We start from the raw sequence: 23,219 nt of genomic DNA on the forward strand, positions 1-23,219 counted from the left end.
TCAGCTTCAATCCATTATTTTCTTGAATGCAGCACTAACCACAGCGGCATAGGTTTTGGCACCTTCTTCATTCAGATGATGCTCATCCATGTAAATAGGCATATTTTTATAAAATGGTGCTTCCGAAAATATTTTTGTCTTCTCGAAATTCAGACTAACCACTCCTGAATGATGTGCGGCAATTTCTTGCAATGTGGTATTGCTCTTCTGATATGCAGAGTCGATCTCTATTTCCGGGTCCAGCCCCAACGCCTTTATGCGAATCGCCCTTAATGGATTCTTACTCAGCAAAGGTTCTTGCTCTAGGATATAAATCTTTGATCCTGCTTGGCTTTGCGTCATCAAAAATGCATTCAACGCATTTTTGAATTCAACAGAAGAAAATTGCCAACTCCAAAAAGCGGCAATGAATATCATATTGGTATTATGTAGATATTTTTCTACTTGCTTGATCTGCTCTAAGCATGGCTTGTGAGCCCACTCCGCAATCCGCTGATAATCAAACCCCTGAATAGGTACACAGCTGCTGGCAGTAATGATTCTGGCCTTGAAGCCCAACCCCTTGCCCAATTGGTCAAAAAACAGGTTAAGCATGGCAGCATGGGAGTCGCCTAACACGAGCACCTCTTTATCGCTATTCAAGTCGCCCTGCAGGCAGTCCCCAATGATCTGTCCATGGCAGATAACAGATGGATCGGCATAACGCTGATACTCGATGGGCAGCGGCGGCGGTGACAACGCCCGATTGAGCGTTGCCACACTCGGTACGGTTACCAAAGCTGCGCATGTCAGCAGACCATAGCCCACGACTTGGCGAGCGCCCGTACGGCTGACTCGCAGCGGAACCTCCACCCGATAGAAAGACAAGGTGGCCAACAATAAAGTAACAGCAAGGAACAGCATACTGGAGGACATGTCCAGTAATTGTTCTCCGGTGTAGTAGCGCAGCAAAGCAAGTACCGGCCAATGCCACAGGTAGAGCGAATACGATAGTTCGCCCACCCAGACCATGGGACGGCTGCCGAGCAGGCGCCGCGTAAAGCCTTGCGCTGGCTGCAAAAGAATGAATGCTGCGCCCATCACAGGCAACAACGCGGGCAGGCCAGGAAAGGGACCTAACCGAGGCTGCACTACAGCTGCCGACAATACCAGCACCAAGCCCGCAGCCGCAGCCCAAGCGTGCCGCCCACCTTTGTAACTGTGTGCATGCGCAGCAATCAAACCACCTGCGAAAAACTCGGGCAGGCGGGCATACAGGCTGTAATAGGTATCTTGATGAATGCCCAGCACGCTCAGCCTGTATTGCGTCAGGACCGTCAGACCGACAAGTAACAGGCCCAATATCCACTTGAGCGCTCTGACTGGTAACAACAGAACCAGAAACGGCGCCAGCAGGTAAAACTGGATTTCCACTGCCAGCGACCAAGTATGCAGCAAGGGCTGTTCGTGAGTGGCTGGGGCGAAGTAATCACCAAAACCGGCAAAGTAGCTATTGCTGTGAAACCAAACAGCTTGATTCAGTCCTTTTTTGTAAATCGCTAAATCCTGAGGCAGCAGTAATACTGCAGCCAAAATCGACACCAGCACCAGCATCGCGAAATATGCTGGCGCAATGCGTTTGATGCGGCTGATGTAAAAGTAGCGCAGCGTAGCTGTCAACCGATAGTCAGGCTGGACCTTTTTCTGTAGCAGGATGCGGACGATAAGGTAGCCCGAAATGACCAGAAAAACATCCACCCCCACAAACCCGCCGGGCAGCCAGGCGGGGTTGTAGTGGAACAGCAGCACAGCAAGCACTGCGATAGCACGCAAACCCTGAATCTCTGGGCGGTAATGGGTGGTACTCATAAAGTGGCGCTAAAAATCAATAGCAGCCAACGACCGCCTGACAATGGTTTACATGTATTTTTTTAACTACAAGCGCTGGCAACAGCCTGGGTAACTCGCAGAATGCTGCTTTCATCCAGATAAGGATGCATGGGCAGGCTTGTCACCTTTTGCGCTACAGCATCGCCCACAGGTAAGTGCACGTGAACATCAGCCACAGCTGGCTGTTTGTTGAGAGGTATCGGATAGTGCACGGCAGTGGGTATGCCTACAGCTTTGAGCTGCTCCTGCACTTGCTCTCGGCGATCCACCTGAATGGTGTATTGCGCCCAAGCACTGGTGTTATGCACCTCAATATGGGGAGAAGCGCTGATGCCATGCTGGCCAAGCAACTGGGTATACCGCTGGGCGACTTGCTGCCGCTGCGCGATTTCTTCATCCAATACGGCCAGCTTGGGCAACAAAATGGCAGCCTGCAAGGTATCCAAGCGGCTGTTCACTCCAACACGCACATGGTGATAACGACGATCCTGGCCATGGCGCGCAATTTGGCGCATGACCAAGGCCAACTCATCATCGTTGGTGAAGATGGCGCCACCGTCACCATAGCAACCCAGAGGCTTGCTGGGGAAAAAACTGGTGCAGGCTATTGTGGTGAGGTTGCAGCTTTTCTTGCCTTTGTACGTAGCACCAAAGCTCTGCGCCGCATCCTCAATGACGGGAATACCGTGCTTTTGTGCAATGGTATTGATGGCGTCGTAATCCGCGCACTGGCCATAAAGGCTAACGGGAATAATGGCTTTGGTGCGCGGAGTAATGGCTGCCTCAAGCTGCGCGGGATCCAGATTGTAAGTACGGCGGTCCACATCCACATAAACCGGCTTGGCGCCTAGCAACGCCACGGTTTCAGCAGTGGCGATGTAAGTAAAGCCGGGAGTGATGACCTCATCACCCGGCCCAATGCCCAGCGCCATCTGTGCGATCTGCAGCGCATCGGTGCCGTTGGCCACGCTGATGCAATATTTGGCCCCTGTATAGGCAGCCAACTTTTCTTCCAGCTCGGCCACTTCGGGCCCCAGTATGTATTGGCCATGCACCAAGACGCGTTCGATGCCTGCATCGATGTCGCGTTTTAGCCGCTGGTATTGGGTTTTGAGATCGATGAAGTCCATGGGTCTATGATTTTTTGCCCCCACAACATTCCGCTAGGGACAATGCAGGGGAATAAGGTCAAGGGATCTGGGTCAGCACACTGCCTTGCAGCACATAGCGAGCGCCGCTATGCGTACAAGTCGCCTCGGCCATCCCTTTCAACGGCAGGTCCAGCTGCTCGCCGAATTCGCTCATCCAGCCAATCTGGCGAGCGGGAACACCGACCATCAAGGCATAGGCTGGTACGTCCTTGTTGACTACGGCTCCTGCGCCGATGAAAGCATATTCACCAATAGTGCTCCCACAAACAATGGTGCAATTCGCCCCCAGAGTGGCACCTTTTTTTACCAAAGTGTCCCGGTATTCGCTTTTGCGTTCAATGAGAGAGCGAGGGTTGTACACATTGGTAAACACCATGCTGGGACCACAGAAAACGCCTTCTTCCAACGTAACGTTGTCGTACACGCTGACGTTGTTCTGAATCTTGCACCGGTCGCCGATGACGACCTGGTTACCTACAAACACGTTCTGACCGAGCGAGACACCTTTGCCAATGCGGGCGCCAGCACAGACGTGTACAAAGTGCCAGATGCGCGATCCCTCTCCGATCTGGGCACCTTCATCGACAATTGCGCTGTCGTGCTTGGAGTAAATCATGCACTCACCTTGACTAGCAGTGGGTGCGGGTTGACAGGACTGGTGGTAATGGGCGCAGTGCGAATGACCTCCACCGTGGCAATGGCGGCGCGATTATCTTCTGTGCCATAGCCTTTGCCCTCCAGCACGCGCTGGTAGCTTTGTGTATGCAGATCGGTAAAGCCACCGGAAAACTCCAACTCTTCGCCTTCAATTGTGATGCTGCGATAGGTGAGCTTTTCCCCCTTGACTGCATTGGCTGGCAGGTGATTGGCATCAATCGAGAGGAACCAACGCACGCGGGCGCGTTCATACTCCAGATAACCGGCTGTGGTTTTGTCGTCGCGGTAATGGACTTCGTTTTTGACGATGTTGCCAAAAATGAAGTGCAGCATGTCGTAGAAGTGCACACCGATGTTAGTGGCCACGCCGCCAGATTTTTCGTCGAAGCCTTTCCAGGATTTGAGGTACCACTTGCCGCGCGAAGTGAGATAGGTCAGATCCACATCAAAAACTTTGCCAGCAGGCGCGTTCTGCACCTTTTCGCGCAGTGCCAAAATGGAGGGGTGCAAACGTAGTTGAAGGATGGAGTTGACCTTGGCACCGTAGGCGGCCTCGTAGCGCAGAAGGGTATCTAGATCGGCTGTGTGCAGCACCAGTGGTTTTTCGCAAATGACGTCGATGCCGTTTTGCAGCGCAAACTTCATGTGCGGCAGGTGCAGGTAGTTGGGCGAGCAGATGGCAACGTAGTCCAGCTTTCGACCTTGGAGTTTCAAGTCTTCCACATAGGCGGAAAAGGCTTCAAATTCGGTAAAAAACTCGGCATCTGGAAAGTGGCTGTCCATGATGCCGACGGAATCGTTCACGTCCATGGCCACCAGCAGGTTGTTGCCAGTGTCTTTGATGGCTTTGAGGTGGCGCGGTGCGATATAGCCAGCAGCGCCAATAAGGGCGAAGTTTTTCATGATGTTGTGCAATGTTTACAGGCGGAACACGCTAAAGCCGGTATCGGCCATTGCATGACGGTCGTACAGGCTTTTCACATCGGCCAGCACAGGTTGATTGCTGCGTGTCAGGGCTTTGAGCTGCAAAGGTGTAAGGGAGCGATATTCGTTGTGTCCCACGGCCACAACCAAGGCATCGACCGGTTGCTCAGGGCTAATCTGCCCCAAGGAAATACCGTATTCATGCTGCACTTCGGCCGGATCGGCCCAGGCATCCGCCACCACAACCTGAGCACCCCAGCTTTCGAACTCACGCACCATGTCAGCAACCTTACTGTTGCGGATGTCCGGACAGTTTTCCTTAAAGGTCATTCCAAGCACACCGATACGGCAACGCGGCACGTCCATACCGTTTTGCAGCATGCGCTGAATAGTAGTGCGCGCTACGTAGCGCGCCATGTTGTCGTTGATACGTCGCCCAGCCAGAATAACCTGAGGATGGTAGCCAACCTGCTCTGCCTTGTGAGTCAGATAATAGGGATCAACACCAATGCAGTGCCCACCCACCATGCCTGGACGGAAAGGCAGAAAATTCCATTTACTGCCTGCTGCTTCCAAGACATCCAGGGTATCAATGCCCAAGCGGGCAAAAATAACGGACAGCTCATTGACCAGCGCAATATTCAAGTCACGCTGGGTGTTTTCAATCACCTTGGCAGCCTCCGCTACCTTGATGCTGCTGGCCTTATGGGTGCCCGCAATGATGATTTCGCGATACAGACCATCTACAGCATCCGCCACTGCAGGAGTACTTCCACTGGTGATTTTTTTGATTGTGGTCAGTGTGTTGACCTTGTCCCCGGGATTGATGCGCTCGGGACTGTAGCCGCAAAAAAAATCCTGATTGAACTTCAGACCGCTGATGCGCTCCAGTTCGGGCACGCAGACTTCTTCAGTGGCACCAGGGTACACCGTGGATTCGTAAATCACCACGTCACCCTTTTTCAAAACTGCTCCCACGGTCTGACTGGCCTTGATCAGGGGAGTGAGATCTGGCCGATTAGCCTCTCCCACTGGAGTCGGGACTGTCACAATAAAGATATGGCATTTTTTCAATTCGTTCGATTGGCAGCTATAGCGCAAATATGCCGCAGCTTGTAACTGCTCGGATGTGCATTCCAAGGTGTGATCTTTGCCGCTTTGCAATTCTTCGACGCGCGCCCGATTGATATCAAAGCCAAGCACCGGACGATGCTTACCAAACTCCACCGCCAACGGCAGACCAACATACCCAAGGCCGATAATGGCGATAGTGGCATCTGAAAAATTCATGGAATCAGTTTTCCTTAAAAATCGCTTGCGCCACGGCCATGGCATCGAACATAACCCTGGCCATGGTAAATAAACTGCAGATCACACGGCCATTTTTGCCAGATCCGCCACCCGATTCATCGCTTCATGCAGCCTGAATAAAAGGCCCAAACGATTGGCCTTGAGTGACAGATCTTCCGCATTGACCATGACGTGTTCAAAGAACGCATCAACCGGAGCGCGCAATGCTGCCAGGGTTTGCAGGCTGGCTGTGTAATCACCTGCTGCAAACTGTTGCTGGGCTTTCGGTGCCACAACTTGCAATGCAGCGTACAAATCTTTTTCTGCCTGCTCCACAAGCAGCGCTTCGCTAACTTGCGCGTTCACGGAGCCCTCAGCCTTCTTCAAAATATTGCCCACGCGCTTATTGGCAGCTGCCAGTGCAGGAGCTTCTGGCAGTGCAGCAAACGCGCGCACGGCATCCAGACGCTTTTGCACGTCGGACAGGCGCTGAGGCTGCAAAGCCAGCACAGCCTCCACTTCCTGAGCACTAAAGCCCTGTTCACGGAACATATTGGCCAAGCGGTCATAAATGAATTCAACCAGCTGAGGCGTAGCATCCTGAATCTTGTCGCCAAAGGCGGGCAAGGTGCTGACCAACAGTGTTTGCAGATCCAGTTCCAGATCTTTTTCCACCAGCATGCGGATCACGCCCAAGGCATGGCGGCGCAGGGCGAAGGGGTCGCGGTCGCCGGTGGGCAGGTTGCCTATGCCGAACATGCCGACCAAGGTCTCCAGCTTGTCGGCCAGGGCCACAACTACACCAACATCGCCGCGAGGCAGCTCGTCGCCGGCAAAGCGGGGCTTGTAATGGTCCTCGATGGCATCGGCCACTGCCACATCCAGGCCATCGTTCAGGGCGTAGTAGCGACCCATGATGCCTTGCAGCTCGGGGAACTCACCCACCATGTCGGTCACCAAATCGGTCTTGGCCAACATGGCAGCCTGGTCGGCCTGGCGGCCCAGACCTGAGTTGCCCAGTTGCTGGGCGATGGTCTTGGCAATCTGGCGCACGCGGGCGATGCGCTCGCCTTGGGTGCCAAGCTTGTTGTGATAGACCACTTTATCCAGCAGCTCCACGCGGCTGGCCAGGGTTTTCTTGCGGTCCTGGTCAAAGAAGAATTTGGCGTCGGCCAGGCGCGGGCGTACCACGCGCTCATTGCCGCCGGTCACGGCGCTTGCATCTTGCGGGCTGATATTGCTGACCACCAGAAACTGGTTGCTGAGCTTGCCATTCGCATCCAGCAGCGGGAAGTACTTCTGGTTGGCCTTCATGGTCAGGATCAGGCATTCCTGCGGCACGTCGAGAAATTCCTTCTCGAATTCGCAGACCAGCACATTGGGGCGCTCGACCAAGGCCGTCACCTCGTCCAGCAGCGCTTCGTCTTCAATAGCGCTTACGCCGCCACCTACGCGCTCGGCAGCCGCTTTGAGCTGGCGGGCGATGTCGGCACGGCGTTCGGTGAAGCTGGCGATCACGGCACCTTCTTCGCGCAATTGCTCGGCATAGCTGTCGGCGTTTTGAATAACAACGGGGTCTACAGCGGCTTCAAAGCGGTGGCCGTGCGTGGCGGAGCCGGCAGTCAGGCCCAAGGCTTTCACGCCGATCAGCACCTCGGTGCCGTGCATCACAACCAGACCGTGGGCCGGACGTACAAAGTGCACGCTGCTCCAGCCATCTTGCAACTGGTAGCGCATGACCTTGGGAATAGGCAGCTTGGCCAGGGCTTCGTCCAGCGCTTTTTGCGCGCCGTCCGTGAGCGTCACGCCCTTGGCAGTGGATTCGTAGAACAGGGCTTCGGCCTTGCCTTCGCCCTGGCGCTTCAAATCGGCCGCGGTGGCTTCGTCAGCACCCAATGCCGCCAGCTTCTTGAGCAGTGCGGGCGTGGGCTTGCCTTCTGCATCCAGACCGACGGAGACGGGCATCAGCTTTTGCGAGACGGCTTTGTCTTCGCCCTGTGGCAGGACTTCGGTGATGTGTACGGCCAGACGGCGCGGCGAGGCATAGGCCGTCAGACGCGATTCGGTAGAGGCCAGCAAGCCCTGGGCTTTGAGCTGGTCAAACAGCACGGTGGCAAAAGCGTCGCCGAGCTTTTGCAGCACCTTGGGCGGCAGCTCTTCAACAAACAGTTCAACCAGTAAATTCGATGCGTTCATAATATTTTGATAGCTATCAGCGCTTGACAGATAAGGGCTGAAAGCTGAAATTGCTTATATAGTGGGCTTGGGACAGCGCAACAGCGGAGTTACGCGGCCTTCTTGGCTTGCTGCTCGGCGGCTTTGGCCAGTTCGGCCAGCACTTCCTCGGCATGGGCCTTGGGCGCCATGGGGAAGCCCAGGCGAGCACGGCTGTCCAGATAGCTCTTGCCCACGGCACGGGCCAGGTTGCGGATGCGGGCTATATAGGCTGCGCGCTCGGTTACCGATATGGCGCCACGTGCATCCAGCAGATTGAAGGTATGGGCGGCCTTGAGCACTTGCTCATAAGCGGGCAGAGCCAGCTCGGCAGCGATCAGCTTGACGGCTGTTTCTTCATGGGCCGTGAAGGCGCTGAACAGAAAATCCACGTTCGAGTGATCGAAGTTGTAAGTGGACTGCTCGACCTCGTTCTGGTGATAGACGTCGCCATAGCTCAGGCCGTCGGTCCAGGTCAGGTTGTAGACGTTGTCCACACCTTGCAGATACATGGCCAGGCGCTCCAGGCCGTAAGTGATTTCGCCGGTAGCGGGCTTGCAGTCAATGCCGGCCACTTGCTGGAAGTAGGTGAACTGGGTCACCTCCATGCCGTTGAGCCAGACTTCCCAGCCCAGACCCCAGGCGCCCAGCGTGGGGTTTTCCCAGTCGTCTTCCACAAAACGGATGTCGTTCTTCTTCAGATCAAAGCCCAGGGCTTCGAGCGAGCCCAGGTACAGCTCAAGAATGTTGTCCGGCGCTGGCTTGAGCACGACCTGGAACTGATAGTAGTGCTGCAGGCGGTTGGGGTTCTCGCCATAGCGGCCGTCCTTGGGGCGACGGCTGGGCTGCACATAGGCGGCCTTCCATGGCTCGGGGCCGATGGCGCGCAAAAAAGTGCCGGTGTGCGAGGTCCCTGCGCCCACTTCCATGTCATAGGGCTGGAGCAGTGCGCAGCCATGGTCGGCCCAGTAGGACTGCAGTTTCAGAATGATTTGTTGGAAGGTCAGCATGACTTGGTCGGTCGCGTATCAGGAGCTACCTGGAGCGCTTATTTATATGGGTATGTCTGGCGGCTTGCACCGCGCGTGAACGGTGATTCTAAGTCTCTGTAATCCTACTTAGGCGTAGTCCGTATGCGCGGCCCCACAAGGCGCATTTTCGAGTCCATACGGCAACCGCACATTTCCAAATGTGCAGCAGGCTGGCAGGCCCTGATACAGCAGCTACAGCAAACTCACAGCCATTTACGGATATCGCCCAATAAAGACCTACGCAAGCCGCTCACTTTTTAACAATTTCCAGAGGCTGAGCAGACTTTGATGCAGGCTTGGCAGGCATTGCCTCCTAGAATGGACTATTGCTAATTCGTAGCCATCTACTTTCGGAGCCTGCCATGGACTTGATGAAAATCATCACCAAGCAACTGATTGAAATCATCGAATGGACCGATGATTCGCGCGACACGCTGTCCTACCGCTGGCCCGATGACGACAAGGAAATCAAGAACGGCGCCCAGCTCATCGTGCGCGAGTCGCAACAGGCGCAATTCGTCTCCACCGGCCAGTTCGCCGATCTGTTCGGCCCAGGCAAGCACTCGCTGACGACGCAAAACATCCCCATTCTGTCCACCATCCAGGGCTGGAAGTACGGTTTCAACTCGCCGTTCAAGTGCGACGTCTACTTCATCAACACCCGCCTGTTCACCGGCAACAAATGGGGGACGTCCAACCCCATCATGATGCGCGACAAGGACTTCGGCGTGGTGCGTCTGCGGGCCTTCGGCACCTACGACTTTCGCATCATCGACCCGGCCAAGTTCCTCAAGGAAGTGGCGGGCACGGACCAGAACTTCCGCCTCGACGAGTTTGCCGACACCATGCGCTCGCGCATCGTCAGCATTTTCTCCGAAGCTCTGGCCAAGGCCCAGGTGCCGGCTCTGGACGTGGCACAGCGCTACAGCGAACTCGGCGATGCCCTGCTGCAGCTGATCAATCCAGCCATGAGCGACAAGTACGGCCTGGAGATCACCAGCTTTTTGCTGGAAAACGTCTCCGTGCCACCCGAGGTGGAGCAAGCCATCGACAAGCGCTCCAGCATGGGCGCCATCGGCAACCTCAATGACTATGTGAAGTACCAGATGGGTCAGGCCATGGCCAACGGTGGCGAAGGCGCGGCGGCAGCCACCATTCCCGCCACCATGGCCATGGGCTTTGGCATGGCCCAGGAGATGATGAAGAGCATGCAAACCGGTGCTGCCGGCCTGCCTGCCGGTGCGACAGCTGCCACAGACCCGTTCTCGCCTGCGGCCGCTCAGGCGGCACAGGTCACGGCGGCACCCGCCACAGGCGGACTTCAGGTGCTGACCCCGGCCCAAGCCGCCCAAGTACTGGGCGTGGCGGAAGCTGATGTCATGGCCGAAATCCAGGCCGGCAACCTCAAGGCCCGCCAGATTGGCAGCCAGTGGCGTATCGCCCAAGCTGCACTTGACGACTTTCTGCGCGGTTGATTCAAGAGCTTCATAGCAGGTAGCGATTGCCATGACTGGTCCCAACCCTGTTTTTATCAGTACCACGCCTGTGCTGGCATCGCTGGATATTGCGCGCACGGTTGCGTTTTATGCGCGCGTGCTGGGCGCCAAATCCATACACGCCCAACCCGGCGAGTACGGCATCGTCTCGCTGGGCGGGCTGGAACTGCACTTCTGGGCCTGCACGGATGCCGCCATTCCCAAATTGACCAGCTGCCGCATTCAGGTGGCGGGCATTGCGGCTCTCCATGCACAGTGCCTGACCCAAAACGCGGTTCACCCCAACGGCGGCCTCTGCTGCCAGCCCTGGGGCACCCAGGAGTTCAGCTTTCTGGATGAGGACGGCAATTGCGTCACCTTCTACGAAGTGCAGCAAGCCGCGCCAGCCTCCTGACCTCTTTCCATTGTTGCCGTGGCTACACCTCCCGCCTCCACCTCCTCCAGCTCTTCCTTCACTGCAGCACCTGAAGCTGCACCGCCCTCCATGGTACGCAAGCACCCTTGCCCCGAGTGCGGTGCCAATCTGGAATGGAATGCCAAAGCCCAGGCTCTAAAATGCCCTTATTGCGGCACCCAAGTACCCTGGAGCGAGGATACGCGTGAAGAGCTGGGCCGCGAGGTGGCTGAGCTGGATTTGGCGCAAGCCCTGCGCAATCCGGCCGCAGGCCGGGGCTGGGGAACCGAGGAGCGCTATGAGGTGCAGTGCCAGAATTGCCGGGCGATTTCGGTGTTTTTGGATCGCAAGGTCGCGCAGCGCTGTGATTTTTGCGGCTCGCCCTCCATCGTGGCGCACGAAGAGCGCAATGACGCCATCACGCCGCAAAGCATTCTGCCTTTCAAGATCAGCGACGGGCAGATTCGCGACAAGATTCGCCAGTGGTATGGCAGCCGCTGGTTTGCACCCAGCAAGCTCAAAAGCGCAGCACTGACGGATACGCTGCATGGCGTCTATCTGCCCTACTGGACTTTTGACGCCCATGCAGCCGCCCGCTGGCAAGCCGAAGCAGGTTTCTATTACTACACCACCGAAACCTATCGCGACGCCAGCGGCAACACGCAAACGCGGCAAGTCCAGCATGTGCGCTGGGAGCCTGCGGCAGGCAGCCTGCAGCATTTCTTTGATGATGAACTGGTACCCGGAACCGTCGGCGTGCATCCCCAGCTGCTGCGCCAGGTAGAGCCCTTCCCCACCACCACCGACCTCAAGCCCTATACACCCGAGTTCGTGCGCGGCTGGACGGTGGAGCGCTATCAGGTTGATCTGTCCAAGGCCGCCCAGCTCAACGAGCAGGATATGGATTCACAGCTGCGCAGTCTGTGCTCCCGACAAGTGCCTGGCGACACGCAGCGCAATCTGCAAGTGCAGCGCGAATACTCAGGCCGCACCTTCAAGCACACGCTGGTGCCGGTTTGGCTGGTGGGCTATACCTACGGCAGCAAGACCTACCAGATTGTGGCCAACGGCTATACCGGCCAAATTGCAGGCGAGAGACCGTATAGCTGGGTGAAGATCATGTTTGCCGCGCTGGCCGTACTGCTGCTGATCCTGCTGATCGCACCTCTATTAGTTCAGCAATAAAAAAGCCGCCTTTTGGCGGCTTTTTTCTATTATGCAAACGTATCAGCTCTGCTGAGCACAGGCTGCTTCTGATCCTTATCAGATAACGAGAACGGGACATCAAGTTTGGGCCAATCGATGCCGATATCGGGATCATTCCAGAGGACACCATGATCCGCTTGCGGTGAGTAATAAGCGGTGGTCTTGTAAACAAAATCGGCCGATTCACTGAGTACCAAGAACCCATGGGCAAATCCCGGTGGAATCCACAGCTGGCGGTGGTTTTCTGCCGTCAACTCCACCCCAACCCATCGACCGAAAGTAGACGAGCTGCTACGAATATCCACCGCCACATCAAAAACCGCGCCACTGACCACACGCACTAGTTTGCCCTGAGCGTGAGGTGGCAGCTGGTAATGCAGACCACGCAAAACACCTTGGCTGCTGCGGCTATGGTTGTCCTGAATGAATTCGTAGTTGCTACCCGTGGACTGATTGAACCAATCCTGGCGGAAACTTTCGAAAAAGAACCCGCGATCATCACAGCATACCTGTGGCTCGATTAGTTTGACCTCTGGAATTTCGGTAGATACGAGCTTCATCTCACGCGACCTTCCAAGCATTGCATCAGGTAACGCCCATAGCCATTCTTCATTAATGGCTTGGCCAGTTCCACGATCTGCTGAGCATCAATCCATCCAGATCGAAAAGCGATTTCCTCTGGGCATGCCACTTTCAATCCCTGACGCTGCTCCAATGTTGCAATGAATTGCCCCGCCTCCAGCAAGCTATCGTGCGTTCCTGTGTCCAGCCATGCATAGCCGCGCCCCATCAACTGCACGTTCAACAGACCACGATTGAGATAAGCTCGGTTCACATCGGTAATTTCCAGCTCTCCTCGCGCAGAAGGTCTGAGAGATTTGGCAATCTCGACAACTTGCGAGTCGTAAAAATACAGGCCAGTAATAGCGTAATTTGATTTGGGCTGCAGAGGTTTCTCTTCTATGGAGACAACGCGGCCATTCCCGTCAAATTCAACGACGCCGTAACGATTCGGATCATTCACATGATAGGCAAACACCGTGGCACATTCATGCGCCTGATTAGCACTTCTCACAATGCCCTGTAAGTCATGCCCATAAAAAATATTATCCCCTAACACCAACGCACAAGGCGCCTCATTGAGAAACCCTTCGCCAATCAAAAATGCCTGAGCCAAGCCATCGGGGCTAGGCTGAACCGCATATTTCAACGTCAGTCCCCACTGACTTCCATCTCCGAGCAATTGCTCAAAACGCGGTGTATCCTGCGGCGTGCTGATTACCAAAATTTCACGAATCCCGGCCAGCATCAGTGTGCTCAGCGGGTAATAGATCATCGGTTTATCGTAGATCGGCAACAGTTGCTTGCTGATCGCCAGGGTCGCGGGATGGAGGCGAGAGCCTGTACCGCCGGCCAAAATAATGCCTTTTCGTACTTGCTCCATACCTCGCCTTCCCTTGTTGCCCGCATTCAGAGGCATAAAACTTCGTACAAAAATCGATCGACTCCATGTTGCCACGCCGGTAATCTGAGTTGCATGGCAGCCGCGAGCTTGCGAGTGTCCAGGCGCGAATTCAAGGGGCGCTGCGCGCCCCTTAGGAAGGCCATTGCAGGCACCGCTGAAATCCGCCCCACCTTCCAGCCTATATCTGGGCGCACTCTTTGGGCTTCACCAATCAGATAGCTCGCGTAGTTGTGCCAGTTGGTCTCCCCTGATGCCGCTAAATGGTATAGACCCAGATCCATCTTTTGGCTCATTGCCTGGCGTATCGCATGTGCCGTCACATCGGCGATCAGGTCGGCCCCCGTTGGCGCCCCCCACTGATCGTCGATGACATTCAGCTCATCGCGCTCCTGCGCCAAACGCAACATGGTCTTCGCAAAATTACCGCCGCGTGCGGCATAAACCCAGCTGGTACGGAAAATCAGATGCCGACATCCGCTGGCCTGTATGCGCTGCTCGCCTTCAAGCTTGGTGCGGCCGTATACCGACAAAGGAGCGGTGACATCGCTCTCAACCCAAGGCCGCATGCCGCTGCCATCGAACACATAGTCGGTGCTGTAGTGCACTAGCAAGGCTCCCAGGCTTTTGGCCTCCATCGCCAGCAACTCTGGCGCCAGAGCATTCAAACGGTGAGCCCGATCCGGTTCTGATTCCGCCTTGTCCACAGCTGTATGGGCTGCTGCATTGACGATCACATCTGGCCGTATATGGCGCAAGGTTCGTTGCAACCCCTGCAGATCGGCCAGATCCCCGCAAAGCCCCTCTTCGGCAGTACGCCCCAGAGCGATGACCTCACCCAGCGGAGCAAGACTGCGTTGTAGCTCCCAACCGACCTGTCCATTTTTGCCCAAGAGCCAAATCTTCATGGCTGGTCTGCGTACTGTTTTTGCACCCAGTCACGATAAGAACCAGATTGCACATTGGCCACCCATTGCGGGTTGTCCAGATACCACTGGACCGTCTTGCGAATACCGGTTTCAAACGTTTCGGCAGGCGTCCACCCCAGTTCTCGCTCGATTTTTCGCGCATCAATGGCATAACGGCGGTCATGACCCAGTCGGTCGGTCACAAAACTGATCTGCTCGACATACGATTTACCATCCTTACGGGGATGCAACTCGTCCAACAGCCCGCAAACTGTTTTGACGATATCAATATTGGCTTTCTCGTTCCAGCCGCCTACGTTATAGGTTTCGCCCACCTTGCCGGCATCCAGTACACGGCGGATGGCACTGCAATGGTCGCGCACATACAACCAGTCACGCACCTGCATGCCATCGCCATAAATAGGCAATGGCTTTTCTGCCAGTGCGTTCACAATCATCAGCGGAATCAGCTTTTCGGGAAAATGCAGCGGACCATAGTTATTGCTGCAATTCGTGGTCAGCACGGGTAAGCCATAGGTATGATGCCACGCGCGTACCAGATGATCCGATGCCGCCTTGCTGGCCGAATAAGGGCTGTTGGGCGCGTAGTTATGGTCTTCGGTAAATGCAGAGTCTGTAGACGACAGCGTGCCATAGACCTCATCCGTGGACACATGCAAAAAGCGAAATGCGGATTTATCAGCCAACGCCAGACCATTCCAATAACTACGCACGGATTCCAGCAAGCGGAAGGTTCCTACCACATTGGTCTGGATAAATTCTTCTGGTCCATGAATGGAACGATCCACATGGCTTTCAGCCGCAAAATTGACGATGGCACGCGGTCGGTGTTGATCCAGCAGCTGAGAAATCAGCGCTCCATCCCCAATATCGGTTTGAATAAAAATATGTCGTGGATCATTTTTAATAGAAGACAGATTTTCCAAATTCCCGGCATAGGTCAGCTTATCCAGATTCACGACTGGCTCGTCGCCATGCTTGAGCCAATCCAGCACAAAATTGGCGCCAATAAATCCTGCTCCGCCAGTCACAAAAATCATTTTTCGCTCCTGCCGGTCAGCGGTAAATCATTCAGAATTACTGGCCCCAGCGCTTTTGCGCCATCACCAGCAAGCCATCAAAAATGAGGTTGTTCATCAACTGAAACGGTCGGGTCATGCTCGGTGACATCTTCCAGCCGGCACCACCAGCCATGATGCACATGGGCTCCGCATTGCATTGCTCGGACAGATGCTGATACATGCGCTCCACGGCTCCCGCAATGGCATAGGTGCCGCCGCTGGTCAACGCATCACTGGTGTTCGTTGGGAAGCGCTGAACGTCACCCGTAGGAACATGCAGGCCTGCAGTCCCCCCTTCCAGGGCTCTGAGCATGATGCCATGGCCCGGAATGATCAAACCGCCAAGGAAGTTTCCTTCTGTGTCCAGCGCATCCACCGTCACTGCCGTGCCCACCATGACGGTGATCAAGGGCCGCGCGGGGCCTTGCTGCAGCATATGGTGGCGCGCACCAATCATGGCTACCCAGCGGTCGGCACCCAGACGCAAGGGGTAGTCATAGCCATTGACCACTCCAGCCTCCTGGGCGGACGGTACCACCCACAGCGGCTCTAGATTCCAGCCCAGCATCATTTCGATCTGGTCATGCACACGGCGTTTGGCGGCATCACCAGCCACTACGCAGCCCAGCATGTGATCGGGTGCAGGCAAGCCCGCCCAAGCACCTTCTGCCAGACGCTCGATATGCTCCAGGAATTCCGCGCCATGTGCCAGCAGCGCGGCACCCGGGCGAAAGTCGTCATACATGGCCCACTTCAAACGGGTGTTGCCAATGTCTATGGCCAAAAATGTCATGCGGCGGATTATCGGGACTTTTGTATCACCCCCAAGTCAAGATGTCACATCCATTACAACTGGCGTTGAATTTCTTGAAAAGCTGACTGCAGGGATTTGTCTGGCGTGCACCTATCGCTTTTATCGTTAAAGTGGGACGTTCACCTTGCCTTACCACTTTGAGGAGTCAATCCATGGGTCTTTTCAGTTTCATCAAGGAAGCCGGCGAAAAGCTGTTTGGCGGCGGCGATGCACACGCAGCAGCGCCTTCAGAGGATTTGAATGCCAAAGCAGCCCAGGCTATTGCGGCCTATATCAACACCCAGAATCTGGATGTGACCAATCTCCAGGTGCAATTTGATGCAACGCAAGGCAAGGTGACCGTGCAAGGCGATGCGCCCACGCAAGCGGTCAAGGAAAAAGTGACGCTGTGCTGCGGCAATGTGACCAATGTGCAGGCTGTGGACAACCAGATCATCGTCACCAACCCCGAACCCGAGGCCCAGTTTCACGACGTGGTGCGCGGCGACACGCTGTCGGCCATCTCCAAGAAATATTACGGCGACGCCAACAAGTACAACACCATTTTTGAGGCCAACAAGCCCATGCTGAGCAGCCCGGACAGAATCTACCCCGGCCAGAAGCTGCGTATTCCAGCCCTGTAAGCCATCCTGGCTGACCAATGAAAGCGCTCATCGAGCGCTTTTTTCATCTCACTCCAAAGAGCACACACGCTAGACTCCAGCCCATGAAAACCTTGCTCACCGGCGGCGCCGGCTACATCGGCAGCCATACCGCCATTGAATTGCTGCAGCATGGCCACGAAGTGGTCATTTTGGACAATTTCAGCAACAGCCACCCTGCAGCCATACATCGTGTGGAGCGCATCACGGGTCGCCACATTCCGGTCGTCGAGGGCGATGTCCGGGATCAGACCTTGCTCGAGAAGGTGCTGGCTGAACACCGTATCGACAGCGTGGTCCACTTCGCGGGAAAAAAGGCTGTGGGCGAATCCGTAGCCCAGCCGCTGGATTACTACGACAACAACGTCAACGGCACGCTGGTGCTGCTGCGCGCCATGAAAACCCAAGGTGTGGATAAGCTGGTGTTCAGCTCGTCAGCCACGGTCTACGGAACGCCCCAATATCTGCCACTCAACGAAATTCATCCGACTTCGGTCACCAATCCATATGGCCGCAGCAAGCTGATGGTGGAAGAGATTCTGGCCGACCTGTTTCATTCCGATCCACTTTGGTCCATCGCCGTACTGCGCTACTTCAACCCCATCGGAGCCCATGCCAGCGGACTGATCGGGGAAGACCCAGCGGATATCCCCAACAATCTGCTCCCATACATCGCTCAGGTTGCCGTAGGCCGTCGCGAAAAACTTCAGATTTTTGGCGGCAACTACGCCACTGTCGATGGCACAGGTGTACGCGACTACATCCATGTGGTGGATCTGGCCCGTGGCCACGTCAAAGCCCTGGAAACACTGCAGAATCTGCCCAAACCCGAGTTGCTGACCGTCAATCTCGGTACCGGCAAGGGCTACAGCGTTCTGGAAGTTCTGCACGCATTCGAAAAAGCCAGTGGCAAGTCCCTGCCCTACGCCATTGCTGAACGCCGCCCCGGAGACGTGGCCAGCTGCTACGCAGATCCTCTTCATGCCCGCAAAGTGCTGGGCTGGCAGGCCGAATATGATCTAGAGACCATGTGCGCCGACACCTGGCGCTGGCAAAGCCAGAACCCCAACGGTTATCAAAGCAGCTGAGCTCGTTCAATGGCAGCACCCTGGCCCGGAATCACTGGCGCCAGGGCAGGCCCCGCTTGCGCCAGCCGCCTAGGTGACCGCGCTGACCGCTGGCATCGACGTCGCCCTCAAAGCCTTCGAGAATGTTGTAAGCCTCCAGCCCCAGAGTGGCGGCGCGCTGCGCGGCAGCGACGGAGCGCACGCCGCTGCGGCATAGCAGCACCACTTTCTGGCCATCCGGCACGGCAGCACGCAACTGGCTGTCAAAGTCGGCGTTGGCGGCCATTCCCGGCCACTGTTTCCAGGCCACAGCCACGGCACCGGGCACTCTGCCCACCCATTCGCGCTCGGCATCGGTGCGCACATCCACCATCACGGCCTGGCCCGCCTGTATCCATTGCCAGGCAAGCTCGGCAGGCACATCCCCGGCATAGCCTTGGGCGGCTTGAACTTCCAGCGGTCTCGACTGTTCTGTCATTGGCAATCCTTTGTATGGGTCTGCTGTCCACACTACTCCCCTGTCAATCCCAGGAAGGCAGGGGGTAGTTCTTCAATGCATTTCTTTGCGACTTCCAGCCGGGCAACACCTTGGCGACCTCAAACCAGAACTGGGGACTGTGGTCCATATGGTGCAGATGCGCCAGCTCATGCACCACCACATAGTCGATGACCTGGGGCGCATGCTGCAACAGTCGCCAATTGAGGCGAATCATGCCATCGCTGTTGGCGCTACCCCAGCGGGTACGCGCGCTGGTCAGTCTCAGCGCGTTCCAGCGCACGCCCACCACAGGGGCGAAATGCAGCAATCTAGTAGTGAAATGGCTGCGGGCTTCGCGCAGTATCCAGGCCTGAACGGCCGCCCGAATCTGCACCTTTGTGGCTCCCTGAGGCAAGGGCAGATGCAGGCTTTGCGATCCGTCAGCACCCTGCTCGCGGTGGGTCTGGCGGGTACGCAGGCCTTCGGGGCCGTCCCCGCTCAAGCGCAGAACCAAGGGCTGCCCCAGATAGTCCAGCACGCCGCCGTCTCGCCATTCAATGCTTGATTGCGCTCTATGCGCCTCGCGCTGGCCAGCCTCCTGCAGCTTGCGCACAATCCATGCGCCCTTGCTTTGCAGCGCCGACTCAACGTCGTGCAGCGCCACCCGTTGCGGCGCCGTGACTTCCAGGCCTTTGGCTCCGACGGAAAAGCCGATGCTACGGCGGCTGGATCGGCGCAGCAGATAGAACACTTCAACCTCCTGCAACACCGAGCTGTGGCTGGCGTCAGGGTGGGCCGGCAGATCGGGCTCCAGCTCGCCTGCATCATCTTCAATTTCTATAGCATCCACCACAGAAGAGACATGCGGATTGGGAAGATTGATATCAAAACCCAGCAACTCCTGCTGCGCGCTCTGGAGCGACGGCAGCAGCGGCGCTGTCGGTGACACAGCCAACTGCCGGCGTGCAATCAGTTTGCCGGCACCATCCTCCACCACAGGCGGCACCAACCACTGCCAGGCTTGCTGCAAGGAGTTGCTCATGGGTGGGGAATTTGCCTTACGCCGCTCAATGGCCTGCCCTAGCTTGGCTTACTTGGTATAAGCCTCGGGATCCAGGCGACGCATCTCGGCCTCGATCCAGGCTTGCACCTCGGCCATCAGCTCGTCGTGCTTGCGGCCTGCCGAGGGAATGGGCTTGCCCACGGAAACATCCACCACACCGGGCGTCTTGATAAAGGCCTTGCGGGGCCAGCACTTGGCCGATGTGACGGCCACCGGCACCACGGGCACACCGGTCATGATGGCCAGACGTGTGGCGCCCGTCTTGTAGTCGCCTACTTCGCCACGGGCGATGCGCGTGCCTTCGGGGAACATGATGACCCAGGTGCCCTTTTCCAGCAGACGCTTGCCCTGCTCCACCACCTTGTGAAAGGCGCGGGAGCCTTGCGAACGATCGATGTGAATCATGTCCATGGCGCCTATGGACCAACCAAAGAACGGCACCTTGAGCAGTTCCTTCTTGAACACATAGGCCAGCGGGCGCGGCATGATGGCCGGCATGAGAAAGGTCTCATAGGTGGACTGGTGCTTGACCAGCAACACCACGCCCTGGTGCGGATCGGTAGGCAGGTTTTCCATGCCCTGCAAGCGGTACTGAATCCCCAGCAAGGGGCGAGCGCTGTCCACGGACAGCTTCAGCCAGGAGCGCGCCACCGCATAGACTTTGGCGGGAGAGCCACCCAGCCATTTGGTCAGCAAAACCGCCAGGGTGAAAGGAATCACGGTGATAGCCATCCACAGCATGTGAAGGACGGAGCGAATCAAAGGCATGGCGATCAATCAGGCTAGGCAAGATCCGTGCACGCGGCACCGGATCCAGGGAGTGGAAACAAGCAGATGGTGAGAGTCACACCAAACAATAAACATAGCAGCTCGCGCATATTCTGCAAGGACTTGAGGCTATTTTTGATTGAAATACCCTCCTATGCAAGCGGCTGACGCCAGCGCTCAGTCAGGGCCGCGCGTCCTCGCCCGCCACCTCAACGTCCCCCAAGGATAGCAAGGCGCTGACCGCCGCTTCCAGATCGGCAAAGCGCTGACTGCCTGCAGGCAAGTTCTGCACCTCCTGCCCCTCGGGACGGCCCGAGGACTCGACGAACATCAGATGCGCGCCCAGCGACTGGCCGGCCTGCAAATGCTCCAGCCCGCTGCCAATGGCCCAGACTTCAGCCCCCTCGGCACCATAGCGCTCGGCAATCTGCTCGAACAATGCGGCGCCGGGCTTGCGGCAGCTGCAAACTTCCTCCGGTGCATGGGGGCAGTAAAAAACCGCCTCCACCCGCGCGCCAGCCAGCGCCAGTTCGCGGTGCATCTTGGCATGCACGGCATTGAGCTCGATCACGTCAAACAGCCCTCGGCCCAGTCCCGGCTGATTGGTGGCCAGCACCACATGCCAGCCAGCACGATTCAGGCGCGAGACCGCCTCGAGCGCACCCGGCACGGCGACCCAGTCCTGGGGCTGGCCGATAAAGCCCTGGTCAACCCACTGGTTCAGAGTGCCATCACGGTCAAGGATTGCTAGCTTCATGGGGTGGTAGGCAAAAACGGTGAACGAAGTTTGACAGTGTGAGCCTGTCCCTGTGCAGATGTCGTCAGCGCGGCGGCAACCGCGCTGCAAGCCTGATCAGCAAAAAGCCCGCGCCTACCCCAAGGTAGCGCGGGCCTGTGGCAAAGCCAGAGCTTACTGGCCTTCCCAGCGCTTGAGCACCAGAGAGGCATTGGTGCCGCCAAAGCCGAAGCTGTTGGAGAGCACGGTCTTCAACTCGGCATCGCGCGTCTGGGTCACCAAGGGCATGTCGCCCAGCAGCGGATCGGGCGTTTGCACATTGGCCGAACCGGCGATAAAGCCCTTGTTCAGCATGATCAGGCAGTAAATCGCCTCCTGCACGCCGGTGGCGCCCAGCGAGTGACCGGTCAGCGACTTGGTCGACGAGAACGGCGGCACCTTGTCACCGAACAGTTCGCGCATGGCTCGCACTTCCTGCATATCGCCCACAGGAGTCGACGTGCCGTGCGTGTTGATGTAGTCGATGGGAGCGTCGATAGTCTCCATGGCCTGCTTCATGCAGGCAATGGCGCCGTCGCCCGAAGGAGCCACCATGTCTTCACCGTCGCTGGTGGCACCAAAGCCCACCACTTCGGCCAGGATGTTGGCACCACGAGCCAGAGCATGCTCCAGGCTTTCCAGCACCACGGCGCCGCCGCCGCCGGCGATGACAAAACCGTCGCGGTTGGCGTCATAGGCGCGCGAGGCGACTTCCGGCGTCTCGTTGTACTTGCTGGACATAGCACCCATGCCGTCGAACAGCAGCGACATGCCCCAGGAAAGCTCTTCGCCGCCGCCGGCAAACATCACATCCTGCATGCCCCAGGCGATCTGCTGGGCCGCAGCGCCAATGCAGTGGGCCGAGGTGGAGCAGGCCGAGGTGATGGAGTAGTTGATGCCCTTGACCTTGAAATTGGTCGCCAGACAGGCCGAGACGGTGGAGCTCATGCAGCGCGTGACCTGGTAAGGCCCCACGCGGCGAATGCCCTTCTCGCGCAGCGTGTCCGCCGCTTCGATCTGGTTGGCAGGCGAGCCGCCGCCCGAACCCATGATCAGGCCGGTACGCGGGTGGCTGACCTGCTCAGGCGTCAGACCGGCTTGCTTGATGGCGTCTTCCAGCGCGATCTGCGAGTAGGCCGCCGCATCGCCCATGAAGCGCAGTTGCTTGCGGTCAATGCGCGCTTCTATGTCGATTTCCGGCACACCGGCCACCTGGCTGCGCATGCCCAGCTCGGTGAATTTGGGGACGGCCTTGATGCCGGAGCGGCTCGCGCGCAGCGATGCCTCGACCGTATCCAAGTCGTTGCCTATGCACGAGACAATGCCCGCGCCGGTGATGACTACCCGTTTCTTGCTCATGCTGGCTTTCCCTGGCCGTCGCCTTCACGCAGAAACAGACCTACGCGCAGGTCATTGGCCACATAGATTTCCTTGCCATCGGCCAGCAGGCGTGCATCGCCAATGGCCATGTTCAGCTTGCGCTTGATGACTCGCTTGATATCAATTTCGTATGTCACCCGTTTGACATCGGGACCGACTTCACCGGTGAACTTGACTTCGCCAGCACCCAGAGCGCGGCCGCGACCGGGCAGACGCAGCCAGGTCAGGTAAAAGCCGATCAGCTGCCACATGGCATCCAGGCCCAGGCAGCCGGGCATGACAGGGTCGCCCTGGAAGTGGCACTTGAAGAACCACAGATCGGGGTTCACATCCAGCTCTGCCACGATCTTGCCCAGTCCATGGGCACCACCGTCTTCAGAGATGTGGGTGATGCGATCGAACATCAGCATGGGGGGCAGGGGCAGACGCCCGCTGTCGGCGCCAAAAAGCTTGCCTTCGCCGGAAGCGATCAGTTGTTCGTAGGAAAAAGAATCGGCCATTATCTAAATTGCTCCACGGCAGCCTGGGCTGCCTGTATCTCTGAAATTC

At 57.0% G+C, this 23,219-nt stretch carries 23 protein-coding genes; 5 read left to right on the plus strand and 18 right to left on the minus strand.

From position 1 onward, the window contains the following. Window positions 1–6: 6 nt before the first annotated feature. The 7 genes from EAO39_RS20775 to glyQ form a co-directional block, all read right to left on the minus strand. Window positions 7–1,848 (minus strand): acyltransferase family protein, encoded by a 1,842-nt coding sequence (locus tag EAO39_RS20775; RefSeq protein WP_120971582.1) that lies wholly within the window; start codon window positions 1,846–1,848, stop codon window positions 7–9. Between the two features lie 62 nt (window positions 1,849–1,910). Beyond that, window positions 1,911–2,999 (minus strand): DegT/DnrJ/EryC1/StrS family aminotransferase, encoded by a 1,089-nt coding sequence (locus EAO39_RS20780; RefSeq protein WP_120971583.1) that lies wholly within the window; start codon window positions 2,997–2,999, stop codon window positions 1,911–1,913. 58 nt (window positions 3,000–3,057) lie between these two features. Next, on the minus strand, window positions 3,058–3,636 hold the full coding sequence (gene wbpD / locus EAO39_RS20785; RefSeq protein ID WP_120971584.1) for a UDP-2-acetamido-3-amino-2,3-dideoxy-D-glucuronate N-acetyltransferase: 579 nt from the start codon (window positions 3,634–3,636) through the stop codon (window positions 3,058–3,060). Beyond that, window positions 3,633–4,580 carry a Gfo/Idh/MocA family oxidoreductase gene (locus EAO39_RS20790; protein ID WP_120971585.1) on the minus strand — a complete coding sequence of 316 codons (948 nt, stop codon included), beginning with the start codon at window positions 4,578–4,580 and terminating at the stop codon, window positions 3,633–3,635. Before EAO39_RS20790 ends, wbpD begins: the two co-directional genes overlap by 4 nt. Before the next feature lie 15 nt (window positions 4,581–4,595). After that, window positions 4,596–5,891: a nucleotide sugar dehydrogenase gene (locus EAO39_RS20795; protein WP_120971586.1), complete on the minus strand. Its 1,296-nt coding sequence runs from the start codon at window positions 5,889–5,891 to the stop codon at window positions 4,596–4,598. 81 nt (window positions 5,892–5,972) lie between these two features. Continuing rightward, window positions 5,973–8,087 (minus strand): glycine--tRNA ligase subunit beta, encoded by a 2,115-nt coding sequence (glyS, locus tag EAO39_RS20800; protein ID WP_120971587.1) that lies wholly within the window; start codon window positions 8,085–8,087, stop codon window positions 5,973–5,975. Window positions 8,088–8,176: 89 nt separating this feature from the next. Beyond that, window positions 8,177–9,115 carry a glycine--tRNA ligase subunit alpha gene (gene glyQ, locus EAO39_RS20805; protein WP_120971588.1) on the minus strand — a complete coding sequence of 313 codons (939 nt, stop codon included), beginning with the start codon at window positions 9,113–9,115 and terminating at the stop codon, window positions 8,177–8,179. 383 nt (window positions 9,116–9,498) lie between these two features. On the opposite strand from glyQ, the gene EAO39_RS20810 reads away from it, so the two are divergent. From EAO39_RS20810 to EAO39_RS20820, 3 genes are all read left to right on the plus strand, one after another. After that, on the plus strand, window positions 9,499–10,611 hold the full coding sequence (locus tag EAO39_RS20810) for an SPFH and helix-turn-helix domain-containing protein (RefSeq protein ID WP_120971589.1): 1,113 nt from the start codon (window positions 9,499–9,501) through the stop codon (window positions 10,609–10,611). A 31-nt stretch (window positions 10,612–10,642) separates the two neighbouring features. Beyond that, entirely contained in the window at window positions 10,643–11,026 is a 384-nt protein-coding gene (locus EAO39_RS20815) for a VOC family protein (RefSeq protein WP_120971590.1), read from the plus strand. Between the two features lie 90 nt (window positions 11,027–11,116). After that, the gene (locus EAO39_RS20820) at window positions 11,117–12,211 is read left to right on the plus strand and encodes a zinc ribbon domain-containing protein (protein ID WP_120971591.1); all 1,095 of its coding nucleotides are present in this window, start codon (window positions 11,117–11,119) and stop codon (window positions 12,209–12,211) included. Between the two features lie 29 nt (window positions 12,212–12,240). Here the strand turns inward: EAO39_RS20820 and rfbC are convergent, their stop codons facing one another. Genes rfbC through EAO39_RS20845 form a run of 5 tightly spaced genes read right to left on the minus strand, consistent with a single transcriptional unit; the run spans window position 12,241 to window position 16,477 of the window. Next, window positions 12,241–12,792 (minus strand): dTDP-4-dehydrorhamnose 3,5-epimerase, encoded by a 552-nt coding sequence (rfbC, locus tag EAO39_RS20825; protein WP_120971592.1) that lies wholly within the window; start codon window positions 12,790–12,792, stop codon window positions 12,241–12,243. After that, window positions 12,789–13,676, minus strand: a complete 888-nt coding sequence (rfbA, locus tag EAO39_RS20830; protein ID WP_120971908.1) for a glucose-1-phosphate thymidylyltransferase RfbA — start codon at window positions 13,674–13,676, stop codon at window positions 12,789–12,791. Before rfbA ends, rfbC begins: the two co-directional genes overlap by 4 nt. A gap of 26 nt (window positions 13,677–13,702) precedes the next feature. After that, window positions 13,703–14,602: a dTDP-4-dehydrorhamnose reductase gene (gene rfbD, locus EAO39_RS20835; protein WP_120971593.1), complete on the minus strand. Its 900-nt coding sequence runs from the start codon at window positions 14,600–14,602 to the stop codon at window positions 13,703–13,705. Then, window positions 14,599–15,663 (minus strand): dTDP-glucose 4,6-dehydratase, encoded by a 1,065-nt coding sequence (gene rfbB / locus EAO39_RS20840; RefSeq protein ID WP_120971594.1) that lies wholly within the window; start codon window positions 15,661–15,663, stop codon window positions 14,599–14,601. Before rfbB ends, rfbD begins: the two co-directional genes overlap by 4 nt. A 37-nt stretch (window positions 15,664–15,700) precedes the next feature. Continuing rightward, window positions 15,701–16,477 carry a type III pantothenate kinase gene (locus tag EAO39_RS20845; protein ID WP_120971595.1) on the minus strand — a complete coding sequence of 259 codons (777 nt, stop codon included), beginning with the start codon at window positions 16,475–16,477 and terminating at the stop codon, window positions 15,701–15,703. A gap of 173 nt (window positions 16,478–16,650) precedes the next feature. On the opposite strand from EAO39_RS20845, the gene lysM reads away from it, so the two are divergent. Together lysM and galE are read left to right on the plus strand one after the other, a co-directional pair. Next, a complete protein-coding gene (gene lysM, locus EAO39_RS20850; protein ID WP_120971596.1) occupies window positions 16,651–17,121 on the plus strand; it encodes a peptidoglycan-binding protein LysM in 471 nt (156 codons plus the stop codon). 83 nt (window positions 17,122–17,204) lie between these two features. After that, a complete protein-coding gene (galE, locus tag EAO39_RS20855) occupies window positions 17,205–18,227 on the plus strand; it encodes a UDP-glucose 4-epimerase GalE (RefSeq protein ID WP_120971597.1) in 1,023 nt (340 codons plus the stop codon). A gap of 31 nt (window positions 18,228–18,258) precedes the next feature. Here galE and EAO39_RS20860 read toward each other — a convergent pair whose 3' ends face one another. The 6 genes from EAO39_RS20860 to fabA form a co-directional block, all read right to left on the minus strand. Beyond that, complete coding sequence (locus tag EAO39_RS20860) at window positions 18,259–18,684, minus strand: rhodanese-like domain-containing protein (protein WP_120971598.1); 426 nt, start codon at window positions 18,682–18,684, stop codon at window positions 18,259–18,261. Between the two features lie 43 nt (window positions 18,685–18,727). Continuing rightward, a complete protein-coding gene (locus EAO39_RS20865; protein WP_120971599.1) occupies window positions 18,728–19,726 on the minus strand; it encodes a SprT family zinc-dependent metalloprotease in 999 nt (332 codons plus the stop codon). Between the two features lie 48 nt (window positions 19,727–19,774). Beyond that, complete coding sequence (locus EAO39_RS20870; protein ID WP_120971909.1) at window positions 19,775–20,515, minus strand: lysophospholipid acyltransferase family protein; 741 nt, start codon at window positions 20,513–20,515, stop codon at window positions 19,775–19,777. A 181-nt stretch (window positions 20,516–20,696) separates the two neighbouring features. Further along, window positions 20,697–21,272, minus strand: coding sequence for an HAD-IIIA family hydrolase (locus EAO39_RS20875; protein WP_120971600.1), 576 nt, complete (start codon window positions 21,270–21,272; stop codon window positions 20,697–20,699). 153 nt (window positions 21,273–21,425) lie between these two features. Further along, window positions 21,426–22,649, minus strand: a complete 1,224-nt coding sequence (gene fabB, locus EAO39_RS20880; RefSeq protein ID WP_120971601.1) for a beta-ketoacyl-ACP synthase I — start codon at window positions 22,647–22,649, stop codon at window positions 21,426–21,428. Continuing rightward, window positions 22,646–23,170, minus strand: coding sequence for a bifunctional 3-hydroxydecanoyl-ACP dehydratase/trans-2-decenoyl-ACP isomerase (gene fabA, locus EAO39_RS20885; protein ID WP_120971602.1), 525 nt, complete (start codon window positions 23,168–23,170; stop codon window positions 22,646–22,648). Before fabA ends, fabB begins: the two co-directional genes overlap by 4 nt. Between the last annotated feature and the right edge of the window lie 49 nt (window positions 23,171–23,219).

The organism is Comamonas sp. lk, from assembly GCF_900564145.1.
Classification (GTDB): domain Bacteria; phylum Pseudomonadota; class Gammaproteobacteria; order Burkholderiales; family Burkholderiaceae_C; genus Comamonas.